At 71.2% G+C, this 14083-nt stretch carries 13 protein-coding genes, 1 other RNA gene and 1 pseudogene; 8 read left to right on the forward strand and 7 right to left on the reverse strand.

Annotated elements, in window-relative coordinates:
* Positions 1–14 precede the first annotated feature (14 nt).
* Positions 15–182, reverse strand: coding sequence for a hypothetical protein (locus ABKA17_RS26635; RefSeq protein ID WP_353694758.1), 168 nt, complete (start codon positions 180–182; stop codon positions 15–17).
* Positions 183–278: 96 nt separating this feature from the next.
* Positions 279–1535: a hypothetical protein gene (locus ABKA17_RS26640; protein WP_353694759.1), complete on the reverse strand. Its 1257-nt coding sequence runs from the start codon at positions 1533–1535 to the stop codon at positions 279–281.
* Between the two features lie 188 nt (positions 1536–1723).
* On the opposite strand from ABKA17_RS26640, the gene ABKA17_RS26645 reads away from it, so the two are divergent.
* From ABKA17_RS26645 to ABKA17_RS26655, 3 genes are read left to right on the forward strand one after another with little or no spacing between them, the layout of a single operon-like run.
* Positions 1724–2578: a Nif3-like dinuclear metal center hexameric protein gene (locus ABKA17_RS26645; protein WP_353694760.1), complete on the forward strand. Its 855-nt coding sequence runs from the start codon at positions 1724–1726 to the stop codon at positions 2576–2578.
* Positions 2575–3318 carry a zinc ribbon domain-containing protein gene (locus tag ABKA17_RS26650; RefSeq protein ID WP_353694808.1) on the forward strand — a complete coding sequence of 248 codons (744 nt, stop codon included), beginning with the start codon at positions 2575–2577 and terminating at the stop codon, positions 3316–3318. The genes ABKA17_RS26645 and ABKA17_RS26650 overlap by 4 nt, the downstream gene beginning before the upstream one ends.
* An 11-nt stretch (positions 3319–3329) precedes the next feature.
* A complete protein-coding gene (locus ABKA17_RS26655; protein WP_353694761.1) occupies positions 3330–4637 on the forward strand; it encodes a bifunctional RNase H/acid phosphatase in 1308 nt (435 codons plus the stop codon).
* Here ABKA17_RS26655 and eda read toward each other — a convergent pair.
* A complete protein-coding gene (gene eda / locus ABKA17_RS26660) occupies positions 4609–5271 on the reverse strand; it encodes a bifunctional 4-hydroxy-2-oxoglutarate aldolase/2-dehydro-3-deoxy-phosphogluconate aldolase (protein WP_353694762.1) in 663 nt (220 codons plus the stop codon). The genes ABKA17_RS26655 and eda overlap by 29 nt on opposite strands.
* A 70-nt stretch (positions 5272–5341) precedes the next feature.
* The gene (gene yaaA, locus ABKA17_RS26665; RefSeq protein ID WP_353694763.1) at positions 5342–6124 is read right to left on the reverse strand and encodes a peroxide stress protein YaaA; all 783 of its coding nucleotides are present in this window, start codon (positions 6122–6124) and stop codon (positions 5342–5344) included.
* Positions 6125–6189: 65 nt separating this feature from the next.
* On the opposite strand from yaaA, the gene ABKA17_RS26670 reads away from it, so the two are divergent.
* On the forward strand, positions 6190–7620 hold the full coding sequence (locus ABKA17_RS26670; RefSeq protein WP_353694764.1) for an RNB domain-containing ribonuclease: 1431 nt from the start codon (positions 6190–6192) through the stop codon (positions 7618–7620).
* Here the strand turns inward: ABKA17_RS26670 and ABKA17_RS26675 are convergent.
* Both ABKA17_RS26675 and ABKA17_RS26680 read right to left on the reverse strand, forming a co-directional pair.
* Entirely contained in the window at positions 7568–8176 is a 609-nt protein-coding gene (locus ABKA17_RS26675; protein WP_353694765.1) for a hypothetical protein, read from the reverse strand. The genes ABKA17_RS26670 and ABKA17_RS26675 overlap by 53 nt on opposite strands.
* Positions 8173–8919 (reverse strand): MerR family transcriptional regulator, encoded by a 747-nt coding sequence (locus tag ABKA17_RS26680; RefSeq protein WP_353694766.1) that lies wholly within the window; start codon positions 8917–8919, stop codon positions 8173–8175. Before ABKA17_RS26680 ends, ABKA17_RS26675 begins: the two co-directional genes overlap by 4 nt.
* 165 nt (positions 8920–9084) lie before the next feature.
* On the opposite strand from ABKA17_RS26680, the gene ABKA17_RS26685 reads away from it, so the two are divergent.
* The 4 genes and pseudogenes from ABKA17_RS26685 (at position 9085) to rnpB (ending at position 11850) form a co-directional block, all read left to right on the forward strand.
* On the forward strand, positions 9085–9660 hold the full coding sequence (locus ABKA17_RS26685; protein WP_353694767.1) for a Uma2 family endonuclease: 576 nt from the start codon (positions 9085–9087) through the stop codon (positions 9658–9660).
* Positions 9661–9705: 45 nt separating this feature from the next.
* The gene (locus tag ABKA17_RS26690; protein ID WP_353694768.1) at positions 9706–10530 is read left to right on the forward strand and encodes a helix-turn-helix domain-containing protein; all 825 of its coding nucleotides are present in this window, start codon (positions 9706–9708) and stop codon (positions 10528–10530) included.
* An 82-nt stretch (positions 10531–10612) separates the two neighbouring features.
* Positions 10613–11326, forward strand: a pseudogene (locus ABKA17_RS26695) (DMT family transporter); the annotation flags it as partial.
* A 115-nt stretch (positions 11327–11441) separates the two neighbouring features.
* An RNA gene (gene rnpB / locus ABKA17_RS26700) (RNase P RNA component class A) lies at positions 11442–11850 on the forward strand.
* Between the two features lie 107 nt (positions 11851–11957).
* Here rnpB and ABKA17_RS26705 read toward each other — a convergent pair.
* Positions 11958–14078, reverse strand: a complete 2121-nt coding sequence (locus ABKA17_RS26705; RefSeq protein WP_353694769.1) for a DEAD/DEAH box helicase — start codon at positions 14076–14078, stop codon at positions 11958–11960.
* Positions 14079–14083: the final 5 nt, after the last annotated feature.

Below are 14083 nucleotides of genomic sequence, written 5' to 3' on the forward strand. Positions count from 1 at the left end.
GTCGTCGTACGACCTCAGGCCGCCGTCTCGGTCTCCTCCAAGGAGGCCGAGACCGGCTTGCGGTGCCGGCCGCGAGGGGCCGTCTCACCGTCGTGGGCCGAGACCGAACCCCGGTGCCTGCCGTGCCCGGCAGACTCGTGGACATCGGTGCGCGGCGGCTGAATCGTGCTTGCGTCGCTCATCGGAAGAACTCACCCCGTCAACATGATCTTTCTAACAGCCGGGCGAGTTTAACCGGCACACCACGGGGCGAATCCAGGCGGCCACGCCAACCGGCACTAGTTCGTTACAAGACCACCCAACGCCGTCTTCCCGAGGCTTTTCGGAGCCGTTTTCCCGAGTGCCTCCAACGGCGCCTTCCCCAGCGGCACCGGTCTCAGCGCCACAGGCTCCGGAGGATCCGGTTCCGACGGCCCGTCCGAGCCCGGCGGCCTCCCCGGCGCCGACTCGTCGACCGTCCCGTCCCGGACCGGATCCTCCAGGCCCGCGTCCCCCGTCCTTCCCCCGTCCCCCGGTTCCCCCGTGGGCACCGTCAACTCCGCCACCCCGCACGGCACTTCGTCCGTGGCGTACGGCAGTCGCAGCACCCCGTCCCGCGTCCACAACCCGGCGCCGGTCAACCACCCCATGGGCGCCGCGAGATGGTGCACCCGCCGCCGGTCCGGCCGCCACACCCCGACCCAACTGCCCACCGGTCCGTCGATCCGCAGCGCCACCGCACAGCTCTCCGGCATCAGCACCTGCCCCGGCTGAACGGCGAACGGCGTCACCACGCACTCGGGCATCCGCAGGCTCTCCGGGAAGCGCACCGGCAGCGTGCTGCCCAGCACCCCCCAGCCGAGCCGCTCCGCACCGGGCGCGTCCGAGCGGATCAGCAGCAGTCCGCTGTCCGGGTCGGCGAGCAACAGCCGGTCGTCGCTGCCGGCCGCGATCTGAAGCAGCGGCGAGACCTCGCCACCGCGCTCCAGGTCCACCACGATCGCCTTGGTGCACCCGCCGACCTCCCGGTCCAGCGCCAGCATCCGTCCCGTACGGTCCAGCCACACCCCGCCCGAGCAGCGCCCCGGGATCTCCGCGAGATGCTCGGGACCGAAGGCGCCCCCCGCCACCAGCCACACCGCGCTCGCATGCCGGCCGACAGCGAGGGCGTACGCCTTCTCACCCCCCGGCGGGGGCGGCAGCAGCCACAGCCGGGTGCCCTCCTCGGGGCACTCGACCGCCCCGAGCGGCAGCTCACCGGTGCCGGGGCCGGTCGGGTAGAGCAGCGAGAAGTTGTGCCGCCCGTCCGTGAACCGCCTGATCAGAACCCGTCCGTCGGCCATCGGCTGCACCTCGGTGCCGGGCTCCTCGGGCTGGTTGCCCGGCAGCGGCACCGCGTACGGCTCGGGGCCGTCCAGCGTCCAGCGCTCCGGGAACCAGGAGTCGCCGTCCCGGGTGAGGCGGGCGGCGTACGCGCCGTCCGCGGTGATCGTGCAGCCAGCCTGCGGCGTACCGTCCTCGTCCGCCGCCGTGGGCTCGATCGCACAGGCCGTCATCGTTCGGTCACCTCCGGCCACGAAGCTAGTTTTCGCACGCACAGACGTGGGACGGGCCGACGATCGCTTCACACAAAGGGGTGGCCCAGGAACGATTCGCCTGAGGAAACCGGGGCGATTGTGCTGCGCGGGGTCATCGGGAGCCGGACCGGTACATCGGCACAGACCAGCCAGGTAGCCTTTCCCCCGTGCCCCGTCTGTCTGAAGTCATCGCCGCGCTGGAGAACCTGTGGCCCGCCGAGCGGGCCGAGTCCTGGGACGCGGTCGGCACGGTCGTGGGCGACCCGGACCAGGAGGTCTCCCGGGTCCTGTTCGCGGTCGACCCGGTCCAGGAGATCGTCGACGAGGCCGTGAAGCTGGGCGCCGACCTGCTGGTCACCCACCACCCGCTCTATCTGCGCGGCACGACGACGGTCGCGGCGACCCACTTCAAGGGCCGGGCGGTGCACACGCTCATCAAGAACGACATCGCCCTGCACGTGGCCCACACGAACGCGGACTCCGCCGACCCGGGTGTCTCCGACGCCCTCGCCGGCGCGCTGGACCTTCGTGTCGTACGACCGCTGGTGCCGGACCCCTCCGACAAGGACGGCCGCCGCGGCCTCGGCCGCATCTGCGAGCTGGACCATCCGCTGCCGCTCAGGGAGTTCGCGGCGCGGGCCGCGGCCCGCCTCCCCGCCACCGCGCAGGGCATCCGCGTGGCCGGCGACCCGGAGTCGACGATCCGCACGGTCGCCGTCAGCGGCGGCTCCGGCGACAGCCTCTTCGACGTCGTACGCGCCGCCGGCGTCGACGCCTTCCTCACCGCGGACCTGCGCCACCACCCGGCGTCCGAGGCCCGCGCCCACAGTCCTCTCGCGCTGCTCGACGCCGCGCACTGGGCCACCGAATGGCCCTGGTGCGAGCTGGCCGCCACCCAGCTCGACGAGATCTCCGACCGCCACGGATGGGACCTGCGGGTCCATGTCTCCAAGACGGTCACCGACCCCTGGACCGCCCACGCGGCGTCCACCACCACCGATTCCACGGGAGCCCCCAACTGAACGCCGCGCCCGCCGACCAGATCCGCCTCCTCGACGTCCAGGCCCTCGACGTCCGCCTCCAGCAGCTCGCGCACAAGCGCAGGTCGCTGCCCGAGCACGCCGAGATCGAGTCGCTGACCAAGGACCACGCCCAGCTGCGCGACCTGCTCGTGGCCGCGCAGACCGAGGAGAGCGACACCGCCCGCGAGCAGACCAAGGCCGAGCAGGACGTGGACCAGGTGCGCCAGCGCGCCGCCCGCGACCAGCAGCGCCTGGACTCCGGTGCCATCACCTCCCCGAAGGACCTGGAGAACCTCCAGCGCGAGATCGCCTCCCTCGCCAAGCGCCAGGGCGACCTCGAGGACGTCGTCCTGGAGGTCATGGAGCGCCGTGAGTCCGCGCAGGAGCGGGTCGCCGAGCTGACCGAGCGGGTCGGCGCGGTGCAGGGCAAGACCGACGACGCGACCGCCCGCCGGGACGCGGCGTACGAGGTCATCGACGGCGAGGTCGCCACGGTGACGAAGGAGCGCGAGGTCATCGCCGGCACGGTCCCCGCGGACCTGCTCAAGCTCTACGACAAGCTGCGCGAGCAGCAGGGCGGCATCGGCGCGGCGAAGCTGTACCAGCGGACCTGCCAGGGCTGCCGTCAGGAGCTGGCGATCACCGACATCAACGAGATCCGCGCGGCCGCGCCGGACACGGTGGTGCGCTGCGAGAACTGCCGCCGCATTCTGGTGCGCACGTCCGAGTCCGGCCTCTAGGAGTCTGTGCGGTGCGGGAGTTCATCGTCGAGGCCGACGGCGGGTCCCGGGGCAACCCCGGACCCGCGGGCTACGGCTCCGTGGTCATCGACGCGGCGACCGGCGAGACGCTGGTCGAGCGGGCCGAGTACATCGGCGTCGCGACCAACAACGTCGCCGAGTACCGGGGCCTGGTGGCGGGCCTGCGCGCCGCGCACGAACTGGACCCCACCGCGTCGGTCCACGTCCGCATGGACTCCAAGCTCGTCGTCGAGCAGATGTCGGGACGCTGGAAGATCAAGCACCCGGACATGAAGCCGCTGGCGATGGAGGCCGGCCGGGTGTACCCGGCGGACCAGGTCACCTACGAGTGGATCCCCCGGGAGAGCAACAAGCACGCGGACCGCCTGGCCAACGAGGCGATGGACGCGGGCAAGCGCGGCGAGCAGTGGTCGGCGTCGGCTTCTACGGCGGAGCTGGACGCGAGGGCCGCGGGCGGTGCGGAACGGGGCGCGAAGGGCGCGGCGCCCGAGCCGTCCGGCCCGCCGGGGGACGCGGCCGCCGGCGCGGCGCGGGCACGCGCGGCACTGGCCTCGGCTTCCGCCGCCAATGCCGCTCCCTCTCCCTCTTCGTCGTCCTCCGCGGTCAAGGCCGAGGCCGATGTGCGTGCCGCCAAGGCCGTGGCGAGCCCCGGGTGGGCGCCGGCCGACATGGGCGCGCCCGCGACCTTCGTGCTGCTGCGGCACGGGGAGACGCCGTTGACTCCCCAGAAGCGCTTCTCCGGGAGCGGCGGCACCGATCCCTCGCTCTCCGACGTGGGCCGGGACCAGGCCGAGCGGGTCGCCGCCGCGCTGGCCCGGCGCGGGACGATCCAGGACATCGTCGTGTCGCCCCTCACCCGTACCCGGCAGACCGCGGCCGCCGTGGCGGAGCGGCTCGGGATCGACGTCACCGTCGACGACGGGCTGCGCGAGACCGACTTCGGGGCGTGGGAGGGGCTCACCTTCGCCGAGGTGCGGGAGCGGTACCCGGACGACCTCACCCGGTGGCTGTCGGACCCCGAGGCCGAACCCACCGGCGGCGGTGAGAGCTTCGCGGCCACGGCGACCCGGATCGCGGCGACCAGGGACAAGCTGATCGCGGCGTACGCGGGGCGCACGGTCCTGCTGGTCACGCATGTCACGCCGATCAAGACGTTCGTACGACTGGCGCTCGGAGCCCCGCCGGAGTCCCTGTTCCGGATGGAGCTGTCGGCCGCGTCCCTGTCCGCCGTGGCGTACTACGCGGACGGCAACGCGAGCGTCCGGCTCTTCAACGACACGTCCCACCTGCGGGCCTGAGACCGGACGCGGCGCGGGCCAACTCCTCGACGCGGCCCCAGTCCCGCGCGGCGATCGCGTCGTCCGGCAGCATCCAGGTCCCGCCCACGCAGCCGACGTTGGGGAGGGCGAGGTACTCCGGCGCGTTCGCCGCACCGATACCCCCGGTCGGGCAGAACCGCGCCTGCGGCAACGGCCCGGCCAGCGACTTCAGATACGCCGTCCCGCCCGCGGCCTGTGCAGGGAAGAACTTCATCTCCCGCACCCCGCGCTCCAGCAGCGCGACGACCTCCGACGCGGTCGACACCCCCGGCAGGAACGGCACCCCGCTCGCCCGCATCGCCTCCAGCAGTACGTCCGTCCAGCCCGGGCTGACCAGGAAGCGGGCCCCGGCGGCGACGCACTCGGTCACCTGGGCCGGCGTGATGACGGTCCCCGCTCCGACCACCGCGTCCGGCACCTCGTCGGCGATCACCCGGATCGCCGCCGCCGCGACCGGCGTCCGCAGGGTCACCTCTATCGCCGGGAGCCCTCCGGCCACCAGCGCCCGCGCCAGCGGCACGGCATCGGAGAGGTCCCGGACGACGACGACGGGCACGACGGGGGCGAGGTCCAGCACGGAGGCATGCGTGGATGAGGGCAGCGACGAGGGCATGGCCTCATCGTGCCCAGGAGGAGCGATGTGCGCAACGAGCGTTGCAGAGGATGCAATCGCGAGGTGACGCCTAGTGGATCTCGTCCACCAGAACGTCCAGCGTCCAGGCCTTCCCGGCCCCCTTGGGAGCCTCCACCTCCACGACGTACCCCAGGTCCCGCAGCGCCTCCACCAGCGCGGCGGGGTCCTTCGGAGCCGCGCCGGCCGACAGCAGCGACCGTACGATCCGACCCTTGGTCGCCTTGTTGAAGTGGCTGACCACCTTCCGCGTCGGCGCGTGCAGCACCCGCACGGACGCCGTCCGCGAGGCGACCTCGCCCTTCGGCTTCCACGCCGCCGCGTACGCCGAGGACCGCAGATCCAGCACCAGCCCACCACCCGCGGCCTCGGGCAGCGCCGCCGCCATCGGCGTACGCCAGTGCGCGCCCAGCGCCCCGATCCCCGGCAGCTTCACACCCATCGAGCAGCGGTACGAGGGGATCTTGTCGGCGACTCCGACGGCGCCCCACAGCCCGGAGAAGACAAGCAGTTGACGGGCCGCCCGCCTCTTCGCGGCCGCGTCGAGGGTGGACAGCTCCAGGGCGTCGTAGAGCACCCCGGTGTAGATCTCGCCGGCGGGTCGCGCCCCGGCGTTCAGCAGCTCGGCGTTCTTGCCGACCTCGCCCCGCAGTCCCTCGCTCAGTCCGAGCACCTCGCGCGCCTTGTCCTCGTCACCGGCGCACAGTTCGACGAGCTCGGCGAGCACGGCCGCGCGGGCCTTGGTCAGCCCCGGCAGCGACAACGACTCCAGCTTCAGCGGGGCGCCACGACCGGAGGAGGCCTTGCCTTCGGACGGCGGCAGCAGGACAAGCACGGGTGGATCTCCTTCTGTAGAGCTCCCGGACAGCGTACGGGCCCCGATGTGCTTACCCTCGCTGTATGCCTCGCCGCCACATCCGCGTGACCGGCGCCCCAGAAGCCCCCCTCCGGGCCGCCCTCACCGCACTGCGCACCGAACTGGGCGTGTCGGACGCCTATCCGCCCCAGGCGGTGACGGAGGCCGAACGGCCACCCGTCCTCCCGGCGTACGACGCCACCGACATCCCCCTGTTCACCATCGACCCGCCCACCTCCACCGACCTCGACCAGGCGATGCACCTCGCCCGCCGGGACGGCGGCTACCGCGTCCGGTACGCCATCGCGGACGTCGCCGCCTTCGTCGTACCCGGATCGGCGCTCGACGCGGAGACGCACCGCCGCGTGATGACGCTGTACTTCCCGGACGAGAAGGTCCCCCTGCACCCGGCCGTCCTCAGCGAAGGCGCGGCGAGCCTGCTGCCGGACCAGGTGCGCCCGGCCGCCCTCTGGACGATCGACCTGGACGCCGAGGGTCGCACTTCCTCCGTCGACGTCCGCCGCGCCCTGGTCCGCAGCCGGGCCAAGCTGGACTACGAGAGCGTGCAGAAGGAGATCGACTCGGGGACAGCCGAGGAACCGCTGGCCCTGCTGAAGGAGATCGGCGAGCTGCGGGAGCGGCTGGAGGTGGAGCGGGGCGGAATCTCGTTGAAGGTCCCCGAGCAGGAGATCGTGGAGCGGGACGGCACGTACGAACTGACGTACCGCGCAGGGGTGCCCGCCGACGGCTGGAACGCCCAGATCTCCCTGCTCACGGGCATGGCCGCCGCCGACCTGATGCTTGCCCACGGCACCGGCGTACTGCGCACTCTCCCCGCCGCCCCCGACGGCGCGGTCGGCCGCCTGCGCCGCACCGCCCACGCCCTGCACATCGACTGGCCGCACCATGTGTCGTACGCGGCGCTGGTCCGGTCCCTGGACCCGCACGTCCCGCACCACGCGGCCTTCCTCCAGGAGTGCACGACCCTGCTGCGCGGCGCGGGCTACACGGTCTTCCGCGACGGCGTCCTCCCGGACATCACCACCCACTCGGCGGTGGCGGCACCGTACGCCCACTGCACGGCCCCCCTGCGCCGCCTGGCCGACCGCTACGCGTCGGAGACCTGCCTGGCGGCGGTCGCGGGCACTCCGGTCCCCGACTGGGTACTGGCCGCTTTCGACGCGTTGCCGCGCGAGATGGCCGAGGGCGGCCGACGCGCGGGCGCGGTGGAACGGGGGAGCGTGGACATCGTCGAGGCGGCGCTGCTCAAGGACCGGGTGGGGGAGGTGTTCGACGGCTGCGTGGTGGAGGTCGAGGAGCGCAAACCGGCCGTGGGGACCGTCCAGTTGGAGTCCCCGGCGGTCATCGGCCGGATCGAGGGCCCCGGACCGCTGCCGCTCGGGGAGCGACTGCGGGTCCGCCTCACACAGGCAGATCCTTCTCGCCCGGCCAAGGTGCGCTTCGCGCCTGCGTGATCGTCTGTAAGAACTCGCCGGGTTCGTCGGCGTGCAGGCGGACGAGACGAACCGGCCTGCGCCGCCCGAGGAAGGTGAAGTGGTCGACGGGCTGCGCCAGTTCGAGGGTGAGGGTGGTCCGCGCGCCGACGGCGAGGTCGAGTTCACCGTCGGCGCGGTGGTGGGTGGTGCGCAACTCCCGTCGTACGGCGGCGACATGGGCGAGCGGTATCCGCAGATCGACGTGCGCGGCGCGACGGACGCGCAGTTCGTCGCCGTCCAGCACGTGCGGTCGTACGACGTTCGCCGCGTGCATCCCGACGACGAGCACGACGGTGTAGACGTCGAGCGCGAGCACGACCCGGTGCACGGCCGGGAAGTCCCGGAGCAGCACGGCCATCGTCACCGATTCGATGACGCACACGAAGGCGAAGCCGAACATCAACGGCCCTTCCCCACGGGCGTAGGGGAACGCCCGCCCGCGGCCGCTCCGGTGGCTCCGCCGACCGACCCAGAGGACGAGGCTGACGAGCAGCCGGAGTTCGTGCCGCACGAGTGCGAGGAGGGCCGTTCTCATGTGTCCCCCATGAGGATGCGCAGGGCGCGGCGGATGGCCTCCGCCTGGGCCGGGGCGAAGTCGGCGTAGAAGGCGCGCAGGAAGCTGTGGTCCTCGTCGATGTCGGTAGAGGGCAGCAGTCCCGGCGGGATGAGGGCGGCGAGCGTACGGGCCGCCTCGGCGACCCGGGGATCGTCCGGCGTCGCGTCGGCGAGGTCGTCGAGCAGCGCGTACGCCTCGTTGGCCGCGCCGACGGCCTCGGGGGACCCGAGCGCGGAGCTGACGGCGCCGAGCAGTCGCTCCCGTTCCGCCGGGTTCGCGGCGGTCTCGATCAGCGCGAGGACCTCGCGATCCTTGGCGGCCATGGGGGAGTCGGACAGCGGTGCCATCGCGCTGAACAGAGCGGCGAGTTCGGGCGAGACGGGCCCCTCGGCGGGCAGTTCCGCAGCGTCCAGCAGATCCCGCAACCGCTGCCGCCGCTCACGGAGGGCGGCCTCCTGCCGGGCGAGGTCCTCGTCCAGCTCGGCGAGGATCTCCCTCAGCTCCTTCTTCGTGTCGTCCGCGAGCACGTCCCGCACCTCGGCGAGGCCCAGCCCCAACTCCGTCAGCCGCCGAATCCGCGCGAGCACGACGGCGTGCCGCAGCGTGTAGTCCCGATACCCGTTGCCGAGCCGCTCCGGCTCCGGCAGCAGCCCCTGATGGTGGTAATGCCGCACGGTCCGCGTGGTGACGCCGACGGCGGCGGCGAGTTCTCCGATCCGCATGGGATCAGTAGAGACGTTGACGTTGCGTGAGGGTCAAGGGGCGGGGTCGGCGTGCCTGACGGTGACCGCGATCGTGTGCCACGATCGAGGGAACGGTTTCCGATCTCTCGGACAGGTGATCATCCGATGTCCCAGGCTGGCGAGCGACCGAAGGAGGGGCGTGACATGACTGCCGTGGCACACGAACCGATCACGCAGGAGCTCCTGCTGGAGTGGTTTCTCGCCCTGGAGGCTCCGGAGGGTTTCCGGGCGGAACTGATCGAGGGGGAGATCGTCGTGACACCGCCGCCGGACGGGGACCACGAGCACTACATCAGCCGGATCGCGAAGCAGGTGCTCAGACAGCCGCGGACCGATATGGACTTCTCTGGAAACAAGGGACTGAAGCTGGAGAAGGCGGATGGCTGCCCGAACGACCATGTGATCCCCGACGGCACATTCGCTCCTGCTCAACGCGACCTCTACCGGGGCGCTGACCCCTGGATGCCATGCGACGGCGTCGCCATGGTGCTGGAAGTGACGTCAACCAAGCCCAGAAACGACCGTGAGACCAAGCGTCGCTGCTACGCCCGCGGAGGAGTCCCCCTCTACCTGCTCGTAGACCGTGACGTCTCACAGGTCACCCTGTTCAGCGACCCGGAGGGGGACGACTACCGGAAACTGGGCTCCGTGGCCTTCGGGAAACCGCTCGCGCTCCCCGAACCGTTCTCCTTCGACCTTGAGACAACGGACTTTCTCTGAGCACCCCGGCGTTGCACCCTGAGGACGACGGACAGGGGACGGCGTGTGGAGCAGGCACTGTGGACCAGGGCGAGGCTGGGCCGGTGCGGGCCGCGCCTGGACCTTCTGACGGCCCGCTTCGACAAGCACGTCTACGCCCCCCACGCCCACGACGAGTTCACGGTCGGCGTCTGCGTAGGCGGCTCGGAGATCATCGACTACCGGGGCGGCCACATCCGCACGGGCCCGGGCTCCATCGTCGTACTGGCGCCGGGAGAGGTGCACACAGGCGGCCCGGGCAACGCGACGGACGGCTACGCCTACCGAGCCCTCTACGCGCAAACGTTGCTGCTCACGGACGGCACGCTGGGACCGGCCCTGCCGCACTTCCGCGAGCCGCTGATAGACGACCCCGAACTGGCCGCCGCCCTCCACGCCACCCACCGGCAACTGAGCGCCCACCCCGACCCCCTGGAGGCCGAGTCCCGCCTCCCCTGGCTGCTCACAACCCTGGCCCGCCGCCACTCCACGGCCCGGGCCGCACCGGACACGATCCGTGGCGCGGACCGCCTGGCTCTTCTCGTACGAGACCGCCTGGCCGACGAACTCCTGGACCCCCCGTCCCTGGCCGACCTGGCCACGGAGCTGAGCCTGTCCCGCTATCAGTTGTTGCGCGCCTTCCGTACGACGATGGGGATACCGCCGTATGCCTGGCTGGCCCAGCACCGGGTGCACCGCGCCCGCCACCTGCTGGACTCGGGCATCCGCCCCGCAGATGCGGCATCGCTCGTCGGCTTCGCGGACCAGGCCCACCTCACCCGCTGGTTCCGCCGCGTCCTGGGCGTGACCCCGGCGGCGTACCGCAACAGCGTTCAAGACGGCGGGCCCTGACCTGGCCGAAGGTGTGCGCATGACTGCACGCGGCTGGTTCCTGTTCTCCCTGATGGGAGTGGTCTGGGGCATCCCCTACCTGATGATCAAGGTGGCGGTGGAGGCCCCGCTGTCCCCGTCCCTCGTGGTGTTCACGCGCTGCGCGCTGGGCGCGGTGCTGTTGCTGCCGTTCGCGGCGAGGGGCCTCGCGCGGACCGTCCGGCAGTCCTGGAAGCCGATGCTGGCGTTCGCGTGCATAGAGATCATCGGCCCGTGGTTCACGCTCACGGACGCGGAACGGCACCTGTCCAGCTCGACGGCGGGTCTGCTGATAGCCGGGGTACCGATCGTGGGGGTGACACTGGCCCGCTTCTTCGGGGACACGGAGAGGCTGGGCGCGAGGCGGGTGACGGGCCTGGGGCTGGGCCTGGCGGGGGTGGCAGTCCTGACGATCCCGCACCTGACGGGAGGGGACGCGAGGTCACTGGCGGAGGTACTGGTCACGGTGGTCGGCTACGCGACGGCCCCGCTGATAGCGGCGAGGCACCTTCGGAATGTCCCGTCCTTGCAGCTCACGGCGTCCTGCCTGGGCCTGGCGGCACTGGTGTACGCAACGCCGGCCGCGATGACCTGGCCGTCGGCGATGCCCTCGACGTCGGTGGTGCTGGCGCTGGCGGGCCTGGGGGTGATCTGCACGGCGGTGGCGTTCGTCGCGTTCCTGGAGCTGATCAAGGAGGTGGGCCCGACGAGGTCGACGGTGATCACATACGTCAACCCGGCGGTGGCGGTGGCGGCGGGCGCGCTGTTCCTGGGCGAGGAACTGACGCCGGGGATGGGGTTGGCCTTCACCTTGATCCTGGCGGGCTCGGTACTGGCGACAGCGGCCGGTCCAGCGAAGGACGGGGGCCCGGTAACATGGTCGACACGGCAGACGAGCCGGGCGGACGGCCGCGTGGAGTCCCCTTGACGGGGCCTTCCCGAGGAACGTCCGGGCTCCACAGGGCAGGGTGGTGGCTAACGGCCACCCGGGGTGACCCGCGGGACAGTGCCACAGAAAACAAACCGCCGGGGACCTCGGTCCTCGGTAAGGGTGAAACGGTGGTGTAAGAGACCACCAGCGCTTGAGGTGACTCAGGCGGCTAGGTAAACCCCACCCGGAGCAAGGTCAAAAGGAGCCGCCGTAAAAAGCGGCTCTGCGAGGACGTTCGAGGGCTGCCCGCCCGAGTCCCCGGGTAGACCGCACGAGGCCGGTGGCAACGCCGGTCCTAGATGGATGGCCGTCGCCCCGGTCGCCGCGAGGCGGTTGGGTGACAGAACCCGGCGTATAGCCCGACTCGTCTGCCATCTCGGCTCTGACCTGGTCTTGTGGCCTGGGCGGGGGTCTTTTTTGCGTGTTCGGGGACTTCCCGCTTCTATCCGCAGTTCGCGCGCAAGCGTCCACGTTTCCATCATCTGATCGTGAACCTGGCAGCCCCCCGGAGCAAGGCTGTCGCACCGTCCAGGTCGGCCAGCCGGGCTGCGAGCGTCGCCTCGGCGAGGCGCGGCGGAAGAGCCACGCTGAACTTCAGTCCTGCCAGCGCACGGGGATCCACCGCCGGGAGGCACAAGTGGTCGGTGGCGTGTGCGGTGGCCTTTCTCCATTCTTGGGGGGTGATGTCCTCGCGCAGCCGGACATAGGTGTCCGTAGGACGCTGCAAGGGGTCGGCGACGCTTGAGAGGGTCGCGGCCAGGGTGGCGTTGGTGCGATAGCCCGCCCACGTCCACCACCGCACGTTCGTGTCCTGGCCTCCCCGCATGATGATCGTGCCGTCGCGGTGCACCAACTCAGCGCTCTCATCGCGCACGCGAGCGAGGGCGCTATCGGCACGGCGGGTGAGCCTGACCGGCGGGGTGGCACCGAGCAGGATTTCGCGGGCCGCCTGTGTCAGCTCGTACGACGCGGTGCGGGTCAGGCCGACGCCGCCCCAGCGGGCCCGCCCGCCACTCTCCACAGGCTCGACGAAGCAGCGGCGGCGCGACCAGTCGATGTACGTCACCTGCCAGCTGCGTCCGGCGAGCAGAAGTCGGCGCGGGCCGACGACCTCGTCCGTGAGTAGCACGGGGTCTGTGGTGCCGATCTCGGTGCGGCCTGACAGCACAGTGAACTCCGGAGCGGCGGTGAAGACCGCGGTGAGGTCCATGAAGTGCCGGTAGCCGAACCGCTTTTCGGCCTCTGGACCGATGAACAGCAGTTCGCCGTCCCGGTCCAGATAGCCCTCGTCGACCAGGTGGCGCACGATCGGCTCGGCGGAAGGGCCGAACGGACCGAGGCCTCCCCACCACTCCTGCCACAACCGGTCACCGACCCGGTGCTCCTGGAGGCAGAGTGCCAGCACCTGTTGCGCGGCGATGTGCCGGGGCTCGGGAGGAGCAATGACCGGCTCCACCCAGCCACGCGACCAGAGCAGTAGAAGTGCCGCTGCGGACAGGAGGCCGGCGTCGTCGGTGGCGAGGAGCAGGCAGTTGCGGCTGGATCCGGGTCGTCGACCGGTGCGGCCCAGTCGCTGTAGGAATGAGGCGACGGTGCTTGGCGCATCGATCTGGACGACCCGGTCGAGGTCGCCGACATCGATGCCCAGTTCCAGGGTGCTGGTGGAGACGATCACACAGTCACGAGCCTCCGCGAAAGCTTCCTCCGCCCGCCGCCGCTCGTCTGCGGACAGCGATGCGTGGGACAGAAAAGTGGTCAAGCCCTTCGCTCGCAACGCCGCGCCGAGTTCCTCGACCTGCTTGCGTGATTCGCAGAAGACCAGCCGCTTCTCGCCCCGGTGCAGTGCCGCGATCACCGTCGCGGCATTGGCCAAGGACCCCACGTAGTCGAGCTGGACATCTCCGGGCGGGGGCAGCTTCTGGACCTTCTCCTTCAGGTGTGGGGCGACGACATGCGCTGTGTGCTGCCCGGCCTTTGCTCCCTGCAACCAGGTGAGCAACTCCTCCGGGTTACCCACGGTCGCGGACAAGCCGACCCGCTGCACCGGACGCCTGGCTACCCGCTCCAGCCGTTCCAGCACAGCCAGTAGATGCCATCCCCGGTCGTCGCCCGCGAAAGCGTGCACCTCGTCGACGACGATCGCCCGCAGCCCGGAGAAGAACGCCCGGTGGTCGACGTTCGCGCTGACCAGCATGGCCTCCAGGGACTCGGGAGTGGTCAGTAGCACATCCGGCCGTTCGCGCAGGATGCGCTTGCGGCGGGAGTGCGTGACGTCGCCGTGCCAGAGCGCGGCTGTACGCCCGAGCCAGGAGGTGTATGTCTCCAGCCGGGGCAACAGGTTGTTGAGCAGCGCTTTCAGCGGACATACGTAGAGGACTGAGGTACCGTCCCATTTCTCCTGCGTCATCCGGGACAGCAAGGGGAAACACGCGGCCTCGGTCTTCCCCCCCGCGGTGGGGGCGATCAGCACGGCGTCCGACCCGTCTGTCAGGGGGGTGATCGCCTCTTCCTGGAGGGGCCGCAGGCGGGGCCACCCCAGGGTGTTCACGACGTGGTGGACCAACCCCGGGTGAAGCAGGTCCATCGGGTCGGGTGCCATGTCGC

This window comes from Streptomyces sp. RG80, from assembly GCF_040446465.1.
In the GTDB taxonomy this organism is placed as follows: domain Bacteria; phylum Actinomycetota; class Actinomycetes; order Streptomycetales; family Streptomycetaceae; genus Streptomyces.